Raw genomic sequence first — 16,261 nt, 5'->3', positions numbered from 1 at the left:
CACTCATAAAAATCAATCGACTTAACTTAGACTTTTATAAAGGTGTAAGACAGGGACTGTTAATGATTATTCCTGCAATAATCGGTTACTTATGTGGTAATTTCCAATTTGGATTATTAGTTGCAACCGGAACACTAGCCCATATTTATGTTTTTAAAGGTCCGTCGCGATCTAAGCTGCGAACTGTAATAATTTGTAATTTAGCGTTTGCAATATGTATGATGCTTGGTACGCTAACAGCCAAAACGCCACTCGTTTTTGGAATGACATTATTAATTGTTACGGTTATACCATTTTATATATTTACTGCCTTAAAAATAGCTGGACCGTCATCGACATTCTTCATTGTGACATTCAGTCTACCCATTAACTTACCTATAGCTCCCGAAGAAGCATTATATAGAGGCTTTGCGATTTTAGTAGGCGGTATACTTGCCACTATGATGGTGTTAATCACGATCGTATTTTCTAAAAACAAAGCTGAAGAACAAGCAATTCAAAATGATTTTAAACTCATATCTAAGTTGTTACACACTTATAATGATAAATCTGCTTTTTTACAAGTAGCAAAAACAGCGGTGGATAGTTTTAAAGCATCTGATAAATTATTAATCACTTCTACTTCAAGTAACGATAAATTAAGTAGACGTTTCCAAAAATTATTATTATTACACACATCTGCCCAAGGGATTTATTCTGAACTGTTAGAGTTGAACGCTAAACAAATTCGACCATTGCCAGATGAGTTAATTGAAATGATGGATCATATCATTGCACAACTAGATAATAGTGAGGAAAATGTAAGATATTGGCGAAAAGAAGTGACAGTAACAGAGGAATTTCAAAATTTATTCAACCATATATTGAAAATTGATGAAATGGTGCATGCAAATGAAGCGCGTATTGCGTATGAAGCAGACATGCGAAAACCTTTATATAGTAAACGCATTTATCAAAATTTAACATTAGACTCTATTGTTTTTAGAAATACATTGAGATATACAGCGATTATGATGATAGCGATATTTATTGCGTTAATGTTTGATTTTGAAAAAGCATACTGGATACCGTTATCTGCACATACAATATTACTAGGAACATCAACTATACATGCAATCGAGAGAGGTATGGCACGAGGTTTAGGTACTATTTTAGGTGTGTTAGTACTTTCAGTCATATTGTTGTTTTCAATACCAACACCTGTTGCAGTAATTTTAATGGGCATTGCAGCATTGTTTACTGAAGCATTGGTGGGAGCAAATTATGCGATTGCAGTAGTTTTTATTACAATACAAGTTATTTTAATGAACGGATTAGCATCACAGAATTTAACAATTAACATTGCGTTTCCAAGAGTTATTGACGTTGCAATGGGTATTGTGATTGCAATCATAGGTTTATTTGTCCTTGGACAACGTACCGCATCCGCATTGCTTCCTAATGTAATGGCTGAAGTTGTTCGTAAAGAAGCAACGCTCTTTCATTATTTATTTTCTGAAAATCAATATAAAGATGATGTGTATCAGAAAAACACGGCTATGAACCTATCTGTGAAATTAAATAACATGACGCAAGTTTATAATGCAGCTAATGGTGAATTATTTAGTGATAAGACATTGATTCAAAATTATTATCCTAGCTTATTCGCATTAGAAGAAATTAGCTTTATGTTAAATAGAGCCATGGCTAATGAAGATAGACTTACAATAAATGAACAATTAATGGGCGAGTATTTAGCAATATTTGAAAACATCGCTAAGCATTTCGAATTAAATACAGAATTAGAAATAAAGATATTACCAGATTTACCACAGTATAATTATATTCAATCAGCAATGATGAATATTCAACACAATGGTTTTCGTGAGAGAGACAAGAACGTTTAAAATTAAATATTTATCAGGTCAGACTAACGTTTGTCTGAAGTTATTATGACGGGAGTCTAAAAAATTGTGTTTAATATGTTTCATTTTATAATTATGGTGGTATATAACATGAATTATAACATATTGGAGGTTAAGGGAATGCCCTTTACAATGAAAGGTTACCCCGAAAAATGGAAAGAATTTGAAGTAATTAAACGGCAAAAAGCGATAGAAATTGCGAATGCAATGTTAAAAGAAGGATATCTTGAAAAAGATGTTGTTCCTATTGCGGCGAAAAAAGCGAAAGATTGGTATCGAGCGTTATCGAAAGAAGAAATCAAAGCATTAGAAGAAGAGAACTTCGTACAATTCCATACAGCAACAATGGAAAAAACAGAGGTGGATAGTGAATATGCAACAACTGATAATGAAGAACATATTCAAGAACAATCAAATCAAGATAAATCGTACTTTGATAGCGAATCAATTGGCAACCAAAGTGGTGGCGTTCGACAAAGAGAACCGCTTATGGATGGTCCACATCCAAAAGTTGTGGAATCATTTAAAGACGTATAACATCTCTATCAATTAAGCACTTGTACCTATATAACGGTAACAGGTGTTTTTTTGCGTTAAATCATTTTAAAATCACTTCCTGTAATTGAAGGTTTTGATACATAATTCGAATTGTTTGAGTTTCTTTGTGCTGTTTCAGTATCAGCCCAAAGTTCGATAGTGTATTAGTATTATCTTAATAAAATGTTAGGTACAATAAAGATGATTATATATCGGAGGTTAGTATAAAAATGTATGTAGATCGAAAACCATCACTATATTTAGAGGATTTGCGACATGATTTTAAAAATAGTTTAAGTAAATTTGAAAATGGTGATGAAGCATTTGATACGTTATTAGGTTTCGTAGAGTTAGATCATATTTATTCGTCAGCACTAAAGGAAATAAGCACTAAACTGAGTATTTTAGATGACAATTTCAATCACATTTATAAACACAATCCTATACATCATATGGAGCGACGTGTGAAAGAAATGCGTAGTTTAATAGAAAAGCTTAATCGTAAAGGATTACAGATTAGCGCAGAAACTGCCAAAGAACATATACTGGATATTGCCGGAATTCGCGTAGTATGTAATTACTTAGATGATATTTATTTGATTGAAGAGATGTTGCTTAAACAAGAAGACGTACAATTGATAAAACGTAAAGATTATATTCAGCACCCTAAAGAAAATGGTTACCGCAGTTTACATATCGTTGTATCTATTCCAGTCTTTTTAGCAGAACGCGTTGAGGTATTGCCTGTTGAAATTCAAATTAGAACGATAGGTATGGATATGTGGGCAAGTTTAGAACATAAAATACGTTATAAAAACAATGCAGAGACGGAAAAGTATCGAGATTTACTGAAAGAATGTGCGACAGAGATTACTGAAGTTGAAGATAAATTACAACAAATTCATTCTGAAATAACAGAGTAGATGTTTAGTAGGTGTGTTACTTAGTTTGAGTGAGTTTGTAAATCAACATGGTACGAAATCATAAAAATAAGACGCCTAGTATAATAAATTTCTTTAAAATGTGGAAATTGTACTTGCTCGTGACGTCGGGTCATCAACTATGGTAATTATAGGAGGTGGAATCTATGTCTAACTATTCGACTGGAGAACTCGCAAAATTATGCAATGTGACAACACGAACGATTCAATATTATGATCGCAAAGGTATTTTGAAACCACAAGGATTTACAGAAGGAAAGCGTCGTGTGTATACAGAACAACAGCGACAAACATTAGAGTTAATCTTATTGCTTAAAGATTTAGGTTGTGCGTTAAGCGATATAGATATGTTGCTAAAAGGTGAAGGTACTTTGAAGACGCTCAATACTTTACTAACTATGAAACAACAAGAAATTAACCAACAAGTTAAACAGCAACAAGCGGTATTAAACAAAATTAAAAATGTTCAATATTACGTAAATGAAGCGTCGACGTCTCCAATCACACACTTAAAAGACATAGAGCATGTCATGAGTAAATCAGCTGAAATGAAAAGTATTCGTCGTAACATTTGGATTAGTGCTGGTATTATAGGAATAATTCAATATTCTAGCATTATAAGTGCAATTTTGATGAAAAATAAATGGCCGTTTTTAATTGCTTTACCATTTATGATTGGTTATGGCATTGGTGTTACTTTTTATTACCAACAAAAGGTTGCCTATTTATGTCCTAACTGCCAGCATATATTCTCACCATCTTTGTGGGCAGTTATCAAAGCGAAACATACAGCGACAACACGTCGATTCGAATGTCCAAACTGTCATGAAACGCATTATTGCATTGAAGTACCTAAAGCGCATATGAGTACAGAACAATTAGAAATATCCCACATACAACATAACAATTAAATCATTCGTGTGATAGTGACCATTTCCTTTAAATTTAAATCGAAAAGGGGTGGTCACTATTTTAGTGCTCGTAAAGAAAGCGCTTGCAAACTCATAATAACTATATTAACATACTTGTATACAAGTATGTCGTGTAATGAAGGAGTGACTTTGATGATGTATGGATATCCAGAGAAATGGTTGGAAGGTATGACAACTGGAGAAGGTATCGCGGCAGAATTACGCTTAGGCATTGTGAATGGTCACATAGCTGAAGGTACGTTACTCACTGAAAATCAAATGGCAAAGCAATTTAATGTGAGTCGTTCGCCAATTCGAGATGCATTTAAATTATTGCAACAAAATCAACTCATCCAATTAGAAAGAATGGGTGCACATGTGTTGCCGTTTGGGGAACAAGAAAAGAAAGAAATGTATGATTTGCGACTGATGTTAGAGTCATTTGCATTTTCAAGAGTTAAAAATCAAGAGCGACTACCTATCGTAAAAGAAATGAAGAAACAACTTGAAATGATGAAAGTGGCAGTAAAATTTGAGGATGCAGAATCATTTACGAAGCATGACTTTGAATTTCATGAAACATTAATCAAAGCATCTAATCATCAATATTTAAACTCATTTTGGAGTCATTTAAAACCAGTAATGATGGCACTCGTTTTAACATCCATGCGACAACGTATGCAACAGAACCCGCAAGATTTTGAACGCATACATCATAATCATCAAGTGTTTATTGATGCAGTGGAACAATACGACAGTCAAATTTTGAAAGAAGCGTTTCATTTAAATTTCGACGATGTTGGTAAAGATATTGAAGGATTTTGGTTGAATTAAAATGAAAGAAAGAAGGATTTATCATGAAATATATGATTGGTGTCGACATTGGAACGACGAGTACCAAGTCAGTCTTATATGATGAAAATGGAACTTTTATCATGAAACATCAAATAGGCTATGATTTACACACACCAAACGTTGATGTCTCAGAAGAAAACCCAGATGAATTATTTGATGCAGTACTAATGACTATTAAATATGTTATGAGAGAATCCAAAGTTAATAAAGACGACATTAAGTTTGTGTCATTTAGTGCGCAAATGCATAGCTTGATTGCGATGGATCAGCAACATCAAAGATTAACAAATAATATTACTTGGGCAGATAACCGCGCTGCAAAATATGCAACAGTAATAAATGAAGTGCATGATGGCAATGCGATTTACCAGCGAACAGGCACACCGATTCATCCTATGTCGCCATTAGCGAAGATTTTTTGGATGAAACATGAATGGCAAGATGTATTTCAACGTACTGCTAAGTTTGCAGATATTAAAACATACATTTTCTATCATTTATTTGATACATATATCATTGATTATTCAATGGCTTCCGCAACAGGGATGTTTAATTTAGAAACATTAGATTGGGATGTTGAGGCATTAGAACTGCTGGGTATTTCCAAGGAAATGTTGCCGGAATTAGTTCCAACAACGTATGTGATGAAAGGTATGAAAGAACGTTATGCAACATTAATGGGGCTTAATAAAGATACACCGTTTGTTATTGGTGCGAGTGATGGGGTCCTTTCTAATTTAGGTGTCAATAGTGTTGGTAAAGGAGAAGTTGCTGTCACAATCGGTACATCTGGGGCGATTCGTACTGTGATAGATAAACCGCGTACTGATTACAAAGGTAGAATATTTTGTTATGTCTTAACAGAGGACCACTACGTCATCGGAGGTCCTGTAAATAATGGTGGTGTCGTATTGAGATGGTTGCGCGACGAGTTGCTAGCGAGTGAAGTCGAAACTGCGAAACGTCTCGGTGTTGATCCTTATGATGTCTTAACTCAAATTGCAAAGCGTGTTAAACCAGGTGCAGATGGTTTAATATTCCATCCCTATTTAGCAGGAGAACGTGCGCCGCTTTGGAACGCAAATGCAAGAGGTTCATTCTTCGGTTTAACTTTATCTCATAAAAAAGAACATATGATTCGCGCTGCATTAGAAGGTGTTCTTTACAATTTGTATACCGTCTATCTTGCGCTTATTGAAGTAATGAATGAAACACCTAAGATGATAAAAGCAACAGGTGGTTTTGCGAAAAGTGAAGTATGGCGTCAAATGATGTCAGATATATTTGACACAGAGTTAGTGGTTCCTGAAAGTTATGAAAGTTCATGCTTAGGTGCCTGCGTGCTCGGACTTAAAGCTGTAGGTGACATTGAAGATTTTTCAATCGTTTCATCGATGGTCGGTGCCACAAACAATCATACGCCGATTGAAGAAAATGTCACTGTTTACCAAGAGATCGTATCCATTTTTATCAATTTAAGTCGTTCTTTAACAGAGAATTATGAACAAATTGCAGATTTTCAACGCCAACATATCGCTGAAAATAAAACACAATAAATACGTCACTCAAGCATCTTAGATAAAGTTGTTGTGCCATGACTACTATATATTATGTGGAATACGTGCGCGACGACGGTGTTACATTCTATTGAAAAGAGAAAGAGGGGAATGTCATGTTTAACGAAATATGGCCGTTAATCAGTGTTGTTTTAGGTATCGTTATTTTATTAGTATTAATTATTGGGTTTAAATTAAATACATTTATTTCATTAATTATCACATCGATGATTACAGCGTTAATGCTAGGTATACCATTGACTAAAATTATGGAGACGATTGAGAAAGGAATGGGCAGTACGCTCGGCCACATTGCACTGATATTCGGTTTAGGTGCCATACTTGGGAAATTGCTTGCTGATGGTGGTGGTGCAACTCGAATCGCAGACACGTTGATTCAAAAATTTGGTCAAAAACATGTACAATGGGCAATGCTTGTTGCAGCATTTATCGTCGGTATTGCATTGTTCTTTGAAGTAGGTTTAGTCTTACTGATTCCATTAGTATTTACAGTAGCAAAACGCGCAAATGTTTCAGTGTTAAAACTAGGACTACCTATGGTAACAGCTTTATCAGTGACACATGGCTTTTTACCACCACATCCAGGACCGGTAGTCATCGCAAAAGAATTAAAGGCAAATGTTGGAGATGTATTACTGTATGGTATGATTATTGCCATTCCAGTTACACTCATTGCAGGGCCTATATTTAACAAAGTTGCACAAAAAATGATTCCGTCTGCGTATACACGAGAAGGCGATATTTCAGCGTTAGGTGCACAAAAAGAATTTACGGATCAAGAGATGCCAGGATTTGGTATGAGTTTATTAACAGCAACATTACCAGTCATATTAATGTTAGTGTCTACGATAACGCAACTTGTAACTGGGCATGACAAACCTACAAATCTATTTGAATCTATCATTTATATGATAGGAACAGCAGGGACAGCCATGCTAATAGCAGTATTATTTGCAATCGTTACGATGGGATTAATGAGAAAGCGTAAGATGAATCATATTATGGAATCAGTGACGAATGCGATTTATCCAATCGGAATGATGTTATTGATTATTGGCGGTGGCGGTACATTTAAACAAGTATTAATTGACGGCGGTGTCGGAAATACAATTGCTAAAATGTTTGAAGGTACAGAGATGTCTCCGATTTTACTAGCATGGATTGTTGCAGCTGTGCTACGTATCGCATTAGGTTCGGCTACAGTAGCTGCGATTTCAACTACAGGTATTGTCTTACCATTATTACAATCATCAGATGTAAATGTTGCATTAGTTGTACTTGCGATAGGTGCAGGTAGTGTGATTTTGTCTCATGTAAATGACGCAGGATTTTGGATGTTTAAAGAATATTTTGGTTTAACTGTAAAAGAAACATTCTTAACATGGTCATTATTAGAAACGATTATTTCCGTTTCAGGTATCATCTTCATTTTATTCATTAGCTTATTTGTTTAACTAAATATTAAGTAAACGTGTTTTTAGGTAATTGCAATATATTGCCTTGAAACACGTTTATTTTTATGCAGAAAATCGTCTGAAATACTCAGAATCCGAACGATATAAAAAGTATATTGGGTATTTTAGAGTAATGAAAGGCGTTTCAAGACATGTTTTTGTGCGTATTGTACAGGCGATAATTATGAAACGTTTAGTATATTGTTTTAAATTAGATAATGATGAATTTAATTTAAAAAATAAGTATAAAAAATACAAGCCTTGTGTGACAAGGGTTTCTGATGACTTGAATACAATTTATAGGTATATTTCAAATAATAAAATTATCAATTAACATAAAATTAATGACAATCTTAACTTTTCATTAACTCGCTTTTTTGTATTGCTTTTAAAAACCGAACAATATAGACTTGCATTTATTAAGTTTAAAAAATTAATGAATTTTGCATTTAAAGGGAGATATTATAGTGAAAAACAATCTTAGGTACGGCATTAGAAAACATAAATTGGGAGCAGCATCAGTATTCTTAGGAACAATGATCGTTGTTGGGATGGGACAAGACAAAGAAGCTGCAGCATCAGAACAAAAGACAACTACAGTAGAAGAAAATGGGAATTCAGCTACTGATAATAAAACAAGTGAAACACAAACAACTGCAACTAACGTTAATCATATAGAAGAAACTCAATCATATAACGCAACAGTAACAGAACAACCGTCAAACGCAACACAAGTAACAACTGAAGAAGCACCAAAAGCAGTACAAGCACCACAAACTGCACAACCAGCAAATATAGAAACAGTTAAAGAAGAGGTAGTTAAGGAAGAAGCGAAACCTCAAGTTAAGGAAACAACACAATCTCAAGACAATAGCGGAGATCAAAGACAAGTAGATTTAACACCTAAAAAGGCTACACAAAATCAAGTCGCAGAAACACAAGTTGAAGTGGCACAGCCAAGAACGGCATCAGAAAGTAAGCCACGTGTGACAAGATCAGCAGATGTAGCGGAAGCTAAGGAAGCTAGTAACGCGAAAGTGGAAACGGGTACAGATGTAACAAGTAAAGTTACAGTAGAAATTGGTTCTATTGAGGGGCATAACAATACAAATAAAGTAGAACCTCATGCAGGACAACGAGCGGTACTAAAATATAAGTTGAAATTTGAGAATGGTTTACATCAAGGTGACTACTTTGACTTTACTTTATCAAATAATGTAAATACGCATGGCGTATCAACTGCTAGAAAAGTACCAGAAATTAAAAATGGTTCAGTCGTAATGGCGACAGGTGAAGTTTTAGAAGGTGGAAAGATTAGATATACATTTACAAATGATATTGAAGATAAGGTTGATGTAACGGCTGAACTAGAAATTAATTTATTTATTGATCCTAAAACTGTACAAACTAATGGAAATCAAACTATAACTTCAACACTAAATGAAGAACAAACTTCAAAGGAATTAGATGTTAAATATAAAGATGGTATTGGGAATTATTATGCCAATTTAAATGGATCGATTGAGACATTTAATAAAGCGAATAATAGATTTTCGCATGTTGCATTTATTAAACCTAATAATGGTAAAACGACAAGTGTGACTGTTACTGGAACTTTAATGAAAGGTAGTAATCAGAATGGAAATCAACCAAAAGTTAGGATATTTGAATACTTGGGTAATAATGAAGACATAGCGAAGAGTGTATATGCAAATACGACAGATACTTCTAAATTTAAAGAAGTCACAAGTAATATGAGTGGGAATTTGAATTTACAAAATAATGGAAGCTATTCATTGAATATAGAAAATCTAGATAAAACTTATGTTGTTCACTATGATGGAGAGTATTTAAATGGTACTGATGAAGTTGATTTTAGAACACAAATGGTAGGACATCCAGAGCAACTTTATAAGTATTATTATGATAGAGGATATACCTTAACTTGGGATAATGGTTTAGTTTTATACAGTAATAAAGCGAACGGAAATGAGAAAAATGGTCCGATTATTCAAAATAATAAATTTGAATATAAAGAAGATACAATTAAAGAAACTCTTACAGGTCAATATGATAAGAATTTAGTAACTACTGTTGAAGAGGAATATGATTCATCAACTCTTGACATTGATTACCACACAGCTATAGATGGTGGAGGTGGATATGTTGATGGATACATTGAAACAATAGAAGAAACGGATTCATCAGCTATTGATATCGATTACCATACTGCTGTGGATAGCGAAGCAGGTCACGTTGGAGGATACACTGAGTCCTCTGAGGAATCAAATCCAATTGACTTTGAAGAATCTACACATGAAAATTCAAAACATCACGCTGATGTTGTTGAATATGAAGAAGATACAAACCCAGGTGGTGGTCAGGTTACTACTGAGTCTAACTTAGTTGAATTTGACGAAGAGTCTACAAAAGGTATTGTAACTGGCGCAGTGAGCGATCATACAACAGTTGAAGATACGAAAGAATATACAACTGAAAGTAATCTGATTGAATTAGTGGATGAATTACCTGAAGAGCATGGTCAAGCACAAGGACCAGTCGAGGAAATTACTGAAAACAATCATCATATTTCTCATTCTGGTTTAGGAACTGAAAATGGTCACGGGAATTATGACGTGATTGAAGAAATCGAAGAAAATAGCCACGTTGATATTAAGAGTGAATTAGGTTATGAAGGTGGCCAAAATAGCGGTAACCAGTCATTCGAGGAAGACACAGAAGAAGACAAACCTAAATATGAACAAGGTGGCAATATCGTAGATATCGATTTTGATAGTGTACCTCAAATTCATGGTCAAAATAAAGGTAATCAGTCATTCGAGGAAGATACAGAAAAAGACAAACCTAAGTATGAACATGGCGGTAACATCATTGATATCGACTTCGACAGTGTGCCACATATTCACGGATTCAATAAGCACACTGAAATTATTGAAGAAGATACAAATAAAGATAAACCAAGTTATCAATTCGGTGGACACAATAGTGTTGACTTTGAAGAAGATACACTTCCAAAAGTAAGCGGCCAAAATGAAGGTCAACAAACGATTGAAGAAGATACAACACCTCCAATCGTGCCACCAACGCCACCGACACCAGAAGTACCAAGTGAGCCGGAAACACCAACGCCACCAACACCAGAAGTACCAAGTGAGCCGGAAACACCAACACCACCGACACCAGAAGTGCCGAGTGAGCCAGAAACTCCAACACCGCCAACACCAGAGGTACCAGCTGAACCTGGTAAACCAGTACCACCTGCCAAAGAAGAACCTAAAAAGCCTTCTAAACCAGTGGAACAAGGTAAAGTAGTAACACCTGTTATTGAAATCAATGAAAAGGTTAAAGCAGTGGCACCAACTAAAAAACCACAATCTAAGAAATCTGAACTACCTGAAACAGGTGGAGAAGAATCAACAAACAAAGGTATGTTGTTCGGCGGATTATTCAGCATTCTAGGTTTAGCATTATTACGCAGAAATAAAAAGAATCACAAAGCATAATTAAACAAAAATTGACGGGTTTATTTCATAAATTATATGAAGTAAGCCTGTTTTTTTATATTAAATCAAATTTCTAATAGAAAATTAGAGTGTTTTCTGATTGCTTCATTGGTTTATGTCTGATGATTGATAACGAACTGAGAGATAAAGTTAGAATTTTAAACTAGTTTGTGAGTACAAATTAGATTGGATCAATAAGACAAATTTGATAAATGCAATTATTAACTAGATGCAAATTTAGTTAAATTTAAAATGTCGGCTTGAAATACGGCTGTTTTTGTATAAATAATCATTAAAATCAAACAAAAACCGAACGATATAAAAATTATAGTGACGTTATTAATACAATGAAAGGCGTTTCAGTGACTTGTTAATGATGCATTGTACAGGCGATTATTATGTATGGTTTAGTATATTGTTTTAAATTAGATGAATTTGAATTTAATTTAAAAAGTAAGTATAAAAAATACAAGCCTGTTATATCAAGGTGTTCAAGAGCTTTGTATGCAATATATATGTGAGTTTCAAATAATAAAAAACTCATTATACATAAAGTTAACAACAATCTTAACTTTTTATTAACTCGCTTTTTTTCATTGCTTTTAAAAACCGAACAATATAGAATTGCATTTATTGAGTTTTAAAAATAAATGAATTTTGCATTTAAGGGAGAATATTATAGTGAAAAGCAATCTTAGATACGGCATAAGAAAACACAAATTGGGAGCGGCCTCAGTATTCTTAGGAACAATGATCGTTGTTGGAATGGGACAAGAAAAAGAAGCTGCAGCATCGGAACAAAACAATACTACAGTAGAGGAAAGTGGGAGTTCAGCTACTGAAAGTAAAGCAAGCGAAACACAAACAACTACAAATAACGTTAATACAATAGATGAAACACAATCATACAGCGCGACATCAACTGAGCAACCATCACAATCAACACAAGTAACAACAGAAGAAGCACCGAAAACTGTGCAAGCACCAAAAGTAGAAACTTCGCGAGTTGATTTGCCATCGGAAAAAGTTGCTGATAAGGAAACTACAGGAACTCAAGTTGACATAGCTCAACCAAGTAACGTCTCAGAAATTAAACCAAGAATGAAAAGATCAACTGACGTTACAGCAGTTGCAGAGAAAGAAGTAGTGGAAGAAACTAAAGCGACAGGTACAGATGTAACAAATAAAGTGGAAGTAGAAGAAGGTAGTGAAATTGTAGGACATAAACAAGATACGAATGTTGTAAATCCTCATAACGCAGAAAGAGTAACCTTGAAATATAAATGGAAATTTGGAGAAGGAATTAAGGCGGGAGATTATTTTGATTTCACATTAAGCGATAATGTTGAAACTCATGGTATCTCAACACTGCGTAAAGTTCCGGAGATAAAAAGTACAGATGGTCAAGTTATGGCGACAGGAGAAATAATTGGAGAAAGAAAAGTTAGATATACGTTTAAAGAATATGTACAAGAAAAGAAAGATTTAACTGCTGAATTATCTTTAAATCTATTTATTGATCCTACAACAGTGACGCAAAAAGGTAACCAAAATGTTGAAGTTAAATTGGGTGAGACTACGGTTAGCAAAATATTTAATATTCAATATTTAGGTGGAGTTAGAGATAATTGGGGAGTAACAGCTAATGGTCGAATTGATACTTTAAATAAAGTAGATGGGAAATTTAGTCATTTTGCGTACATGAAACCTAACAACCAGTCGTTAAGCTCTGTGACAGTAACTGGTCAAGTAACTAAAGGAAATAAACCAGGGGTTAATAATCCAACAGTTAAGGTATATAAACACATTGGTTCAGACGATTTAGCTGAAAGCGTATATGCAAAGCTTGATGATGTCAGCAAATTTGAAGATGTGACTGATAATATGAGTTTAGATTTTGATACTAATGGTGGTTATTCTTTAAACTTTAATAATTTAGACCAAAGTAAAAATTATGTAATAAAATATGAAGGGTATTATGATTCAAATGCTAGCAACTTAGAATTTCAAACACACCTTTTTGGATATTATAACTATTATTATACAAGTAATTTAACTTGGAAAAATGGCGTTGCATTTTACTCTAATAACGCTCAAGGCGACGGCAAAGATAAACTAAAGGAACCTATTATAGAACATAGTACTCCTATCGAACTTGAATTTAAATCAGAGCCGCCAGTGGAGAAGCATGAATTGACTGGTACAATCGAAGAAAGTAATGATTCTAAGCCAATTGATTTTGAATATCATACAGCTGTTGAAGGTGCAGAAGGTCATGCAGAAGGTACCATTGAAACTGAAGAAGATTCTATTCATGTAGACTTTGAAGAATCGACACATGAAAATTCAAAACATCATGCTGATGTTGTTGAATATGAAGAAGATACAAACCCAGGTGGTGGTCAGGTTACTACTGAGTCTAACCTAGTTGAATTTGACGAAGATTCTACAAAAGGTATTGTAACTGGTGCTGTTAGCGATCATACAACAATTGAAGATACGAAAGAATATACGACTGAAAGTAATCTGATTGAACTAGTAGATGAACTACCTGAAGAACATGGTCAAGCGCAAGGACCAATCGAGGAAATTACTGAAAACAATCATCATATTTCTCATTCTGGTTTAGGAACTGAAAATGGTCACGGTAATTATGGCGTGATTGAAGAAATCGAAGAAAATAGCCACGTGGATATTAAGAGTGAATTAGGTTACGAAGGTGGCCAAAATAGCGGTAATCAGTCATTTGAGGAAGACACAGAAGAAGATAAACCGAAATATGAACAAGGTGGCAATATCGTAGATATCGATTTCGATAGTGTACCTCAAATTCATGGTCAAAATAATGGTAACCAATCATTCGAAGAAGATACAGAGAAAGACAAACCTAAGTATGAACAAGGTGGTAATATCATTGATATCGACTTCGACAGTGTGCCACATATTCACGGATTCAATAAGCACACTGAAATTATTGAAGAAGATACAAATAAAGATAAACCAAATTATCAATTCGGTGGACACAATAGTGTTGACTTTGAAGAAGATACACTTCCACAAGTAAGTGGTCATAATGAAGGTCAACAAACGATTGAAGAAGATACAACACCTCCAATCGTGCCACCAACGCCACCGACACCAGAAGTACCAAGCGAGCCGGAAACACCAACACCACCGACACCAGAAGTACCAAGCGAGCCGGAAACACCAACACCGCCAACGCCAGAGGTACCAACTGAACCTGGTAAACCAATACCACCTGCTAAAGAAGAACCTAAAAAACCTTCTAAACCAGTGGAACAAGGTAAAGTAGTAACACCTGTTATTGAAATCAATGAAAAGGTTAAAGCAGTGGTACCAACTAAAAAAGCACAATCTAAGAAATCTGAACTACCTGAAACAGGTGGAGAAGAATCAACAAACAACGGCATGTTGTTCGGCGGATTATTTAGCATTTTAGGTTTAGCGTTATTACGCAGAAATAAAAAGAATCACAAAGCATAATCAATCCAAAATTGACAGGTTTATTTCATAAATTATATGAAGTAAGCCTGTTTTTTAAAATTAAAACAAATTTCCCAAGAAATAATTACATACTCAATGACACTATGAAGGCGTTCTAATTAGTGTTAAAATGACGTTGATACATAGATTTAATACTTAGGAAAAGGAGCACATTAACTTTGAAAAAAATAAAAAAGGCAATCATTCCCGCTGCTGGTTTAGGGACTAGATTTTTACCAGCAACTAAAGCGATGCCAAAGGAAATGCTTCCTATCTTAGATAAACCCACAATACAATATATCGTTGAAGAAGCTGCAAGAGCTGGAATTGAAGATATTATTATAGTGACAGGTCGCCACAAACGCGCGATTGAAGATCATTTTGATAGTCAAAAAGAATTAGAAATGGTGTTAAAAGAAAAAGGTAAATCTGAATTACTAGAGAAAGTTCAGTATTCAACGGAACTTGCGAATATTTTTTATGTAAGGCAGAAAGAACAAAAAGGTTTAGGGCATGCGATTAGTTCTGCGCGTCAATTTATCGGCAATGAACCATTTGCGGTATTATTAGGTGACGATATTGTTGAATCTGAAGTGCCAGCAGTGAAACAGTTGATTGACGTTTATGAAGAAACAGGGCACTCAGTTATAGGTGTCCAAGAAGTTCCGGAAGCAGATACTCATCGTTATGGAATTATTGACCCATTAACTAAAAACGGACGTCAGTATGAAGTGAAAAAGTTTGTTGAAAAGCCAGCACAAGGTACGGCACCATCAAACCTAGCTATTATGGGACGTTATGTATTAACGCCTGAAATTTTCGATTATTTAAAAACGCAAAAAGAAGGCGCAGGTAACGAAATTCAGTTAACAGATGCGATTGAACGTATGAATAATGATAACCAAGTGTATGCATATGACTTCGAAGGCGAACGTTATGACGTTGGAGAAAAATTAGGCTTCGTTAAAACTACCATAGAATATGCATTGAAAGATGACAGTATGCGAGAAGAATTAACACGATTTATTAAAGCATTAGGTTTATAACATTAAAA

11 protein-coding genes and 1 pseudogene are annotated in these 16,261 nt (G+C 34.5%); all 12 read left to right on the top strand.

The window, feature by feature from the left end; translation table 11 throughout:
* Positions 1-62: 62 nt before the first annotated feature.
* Positions 63-1,886 carry an FUSC family protein gene (locus tag AA076_RS12875; RefSeq protein WP_000586392.1) on the top strand — a complete coding sequence of 608 codons (1,824 nt, stop codon included), beginning with the start codon at positions 63-65 and terminating at the stop codon, positions 1,884-1,886.
* Between the two features lie 138 nt (positions 1,887-2,024).
* Positions 2,025-2,441, top strand: coding sequence for a DUF2188 domain-containing protein (locus AA076_RS12870; protein WP_001117054.1), 417 nt, complete (start codon positions 2,025-2,027; stop codon positions 2,439-2,441).
* A gap of 230 nt (positions 2,442-2,671) precedes the next feature.
* Positions 2,672-3,364 (top strand): GTP pyrophosphokinase, encoded by a 693-nt coding sequence (locus tag AA076_RS12865; RefSeq protein ID WP_000289136.1) that lies wholly within the window; start codon positions 2,672-2,674, stop codon positions 3,362-3,364.
* A gap of 164 nt (positions 3,365-3,528) precedes the next feature.
* Positions 3,529-4,293, top strand: a complete 765-nt coding sequence (locus tag AA076_RS12860; RefSeq protein WP_000074007.1) for a MerR family transcriptional regulator — start codon at positions 3,529-3,531, stop codon at positions 4,291-4,293.
* Between the two features lie 153 nt (positions 4,294-4,446).
* Positions 4,447-5,127: a GntR family transcriptional regulator gene (locus AA076_RS12855; RefSeq protein WP_000990133.1), complete on the top strand. Its 681-nt coding sequence runs from the start codon at positions 4,447-4,449 to the stop codon at positions 5,125-5,127.
* A gap of 23 nt (positions 5,128-5,150) precedes the next feature.
* The gene (gene gntK, locus AA076_RS12850) at positions 5,151-6,704 is read left to right on the top strand and encodes a gluconokinase (RefSeq protein ID WP_000876663.1); all 1,554 of its coding nucleotides are present in this window, start codon (positions 5,151-5,153) and stop codon (positions 6,702-6,704) included.
* 116 nt (positions 6,705-6,820) lie between these two features.
* Complete coding sequence (locus AA076_RS12845; RefSeq protein WP_000481425.1) at positions 6,821-8,179, top strand: gluconate:H+ symporter; 1,359 nt, start codon at positions 6,821-6,823, stop codon at positions 8,177-8,179.
* A 382-nt stretch (positions 8,180-8,561) separates the two neighbouring features.
* The gene (locus AA076_RS15700) at positions 8,562-8,663 is read left to right on the top strand and encodes a hypothetical protein (RefSeq protein ID WP_001790696.1); all 102 of its coding nucleotides are present in this window, start codon (positions 8,562-8,564) and stop codon (positions 8,661-8,663) included.
* The gene (gene fnbA / locus AA076_RS12830) at positions 8,647-11,703 is read left to right on the top strand and encodes a fibronectin-binding protein FnbA (RefSeq protein ID WP_025175368.1); all 3,057 of its coding nucleotides are present in this window, start codon (positions 8,647-8,649) and stop codon (positions 11,701-11,703) included. The genes AA076_RS15700 and fnbA overlap by 17 nt, the downstream gene beginning before the upstream one ends.
* 596 nt (positions 11,704-12,299) lie before the next feature.
* A pseudogene (locus tag AA076_RS16210) lies at positions 12,300-12,401 on the top strand (hypothetical protein).
* Entirely contained in the window at positions 12,385-15,207 is a 2,823-nt protein-coding gene (gene fnbB / locus AA076_RS12825) for a fibronectin-binding protein FnbB (RefSeq protein WP_000841422.1), read from the top strand. The pseudogene AA076_RS16210 and the gene fnbB overlap by 17 nt, the downstream one beginning before the upstream one ends.
* A gap of 179 nt (positions 15,208-15,386) precedes the next feature.
* Positions 15,387-16,253: a UTP--glucose-1-phosphate uridylyltransferase GalU gene (gene galU, locus AA076_RS12820; protein WP_000721336.1), complete on the top strand. Its 867-nt coding sequence runs from the start codon at positions 15,387-15,389 to the stop codon at positions 16,251-16,253.
* Positions 16,254-16,261 lie beyond the last annotated feature (8 nt).

The organism is Staphylococcus aureus (assembly GCF_001027105.1).
In the GTDB taxonomy this organism is placed as follows: Bacteria; Bacillota; Bacilli; order Staphylococcales; family Staphylococcaceae; genus Staphylococcus; species Staphylococcus aureus.
Note: the sequence above shows the minus strand (reverse complement) of the source record. Positions and strands in the feature narration are given on the sequence as shown.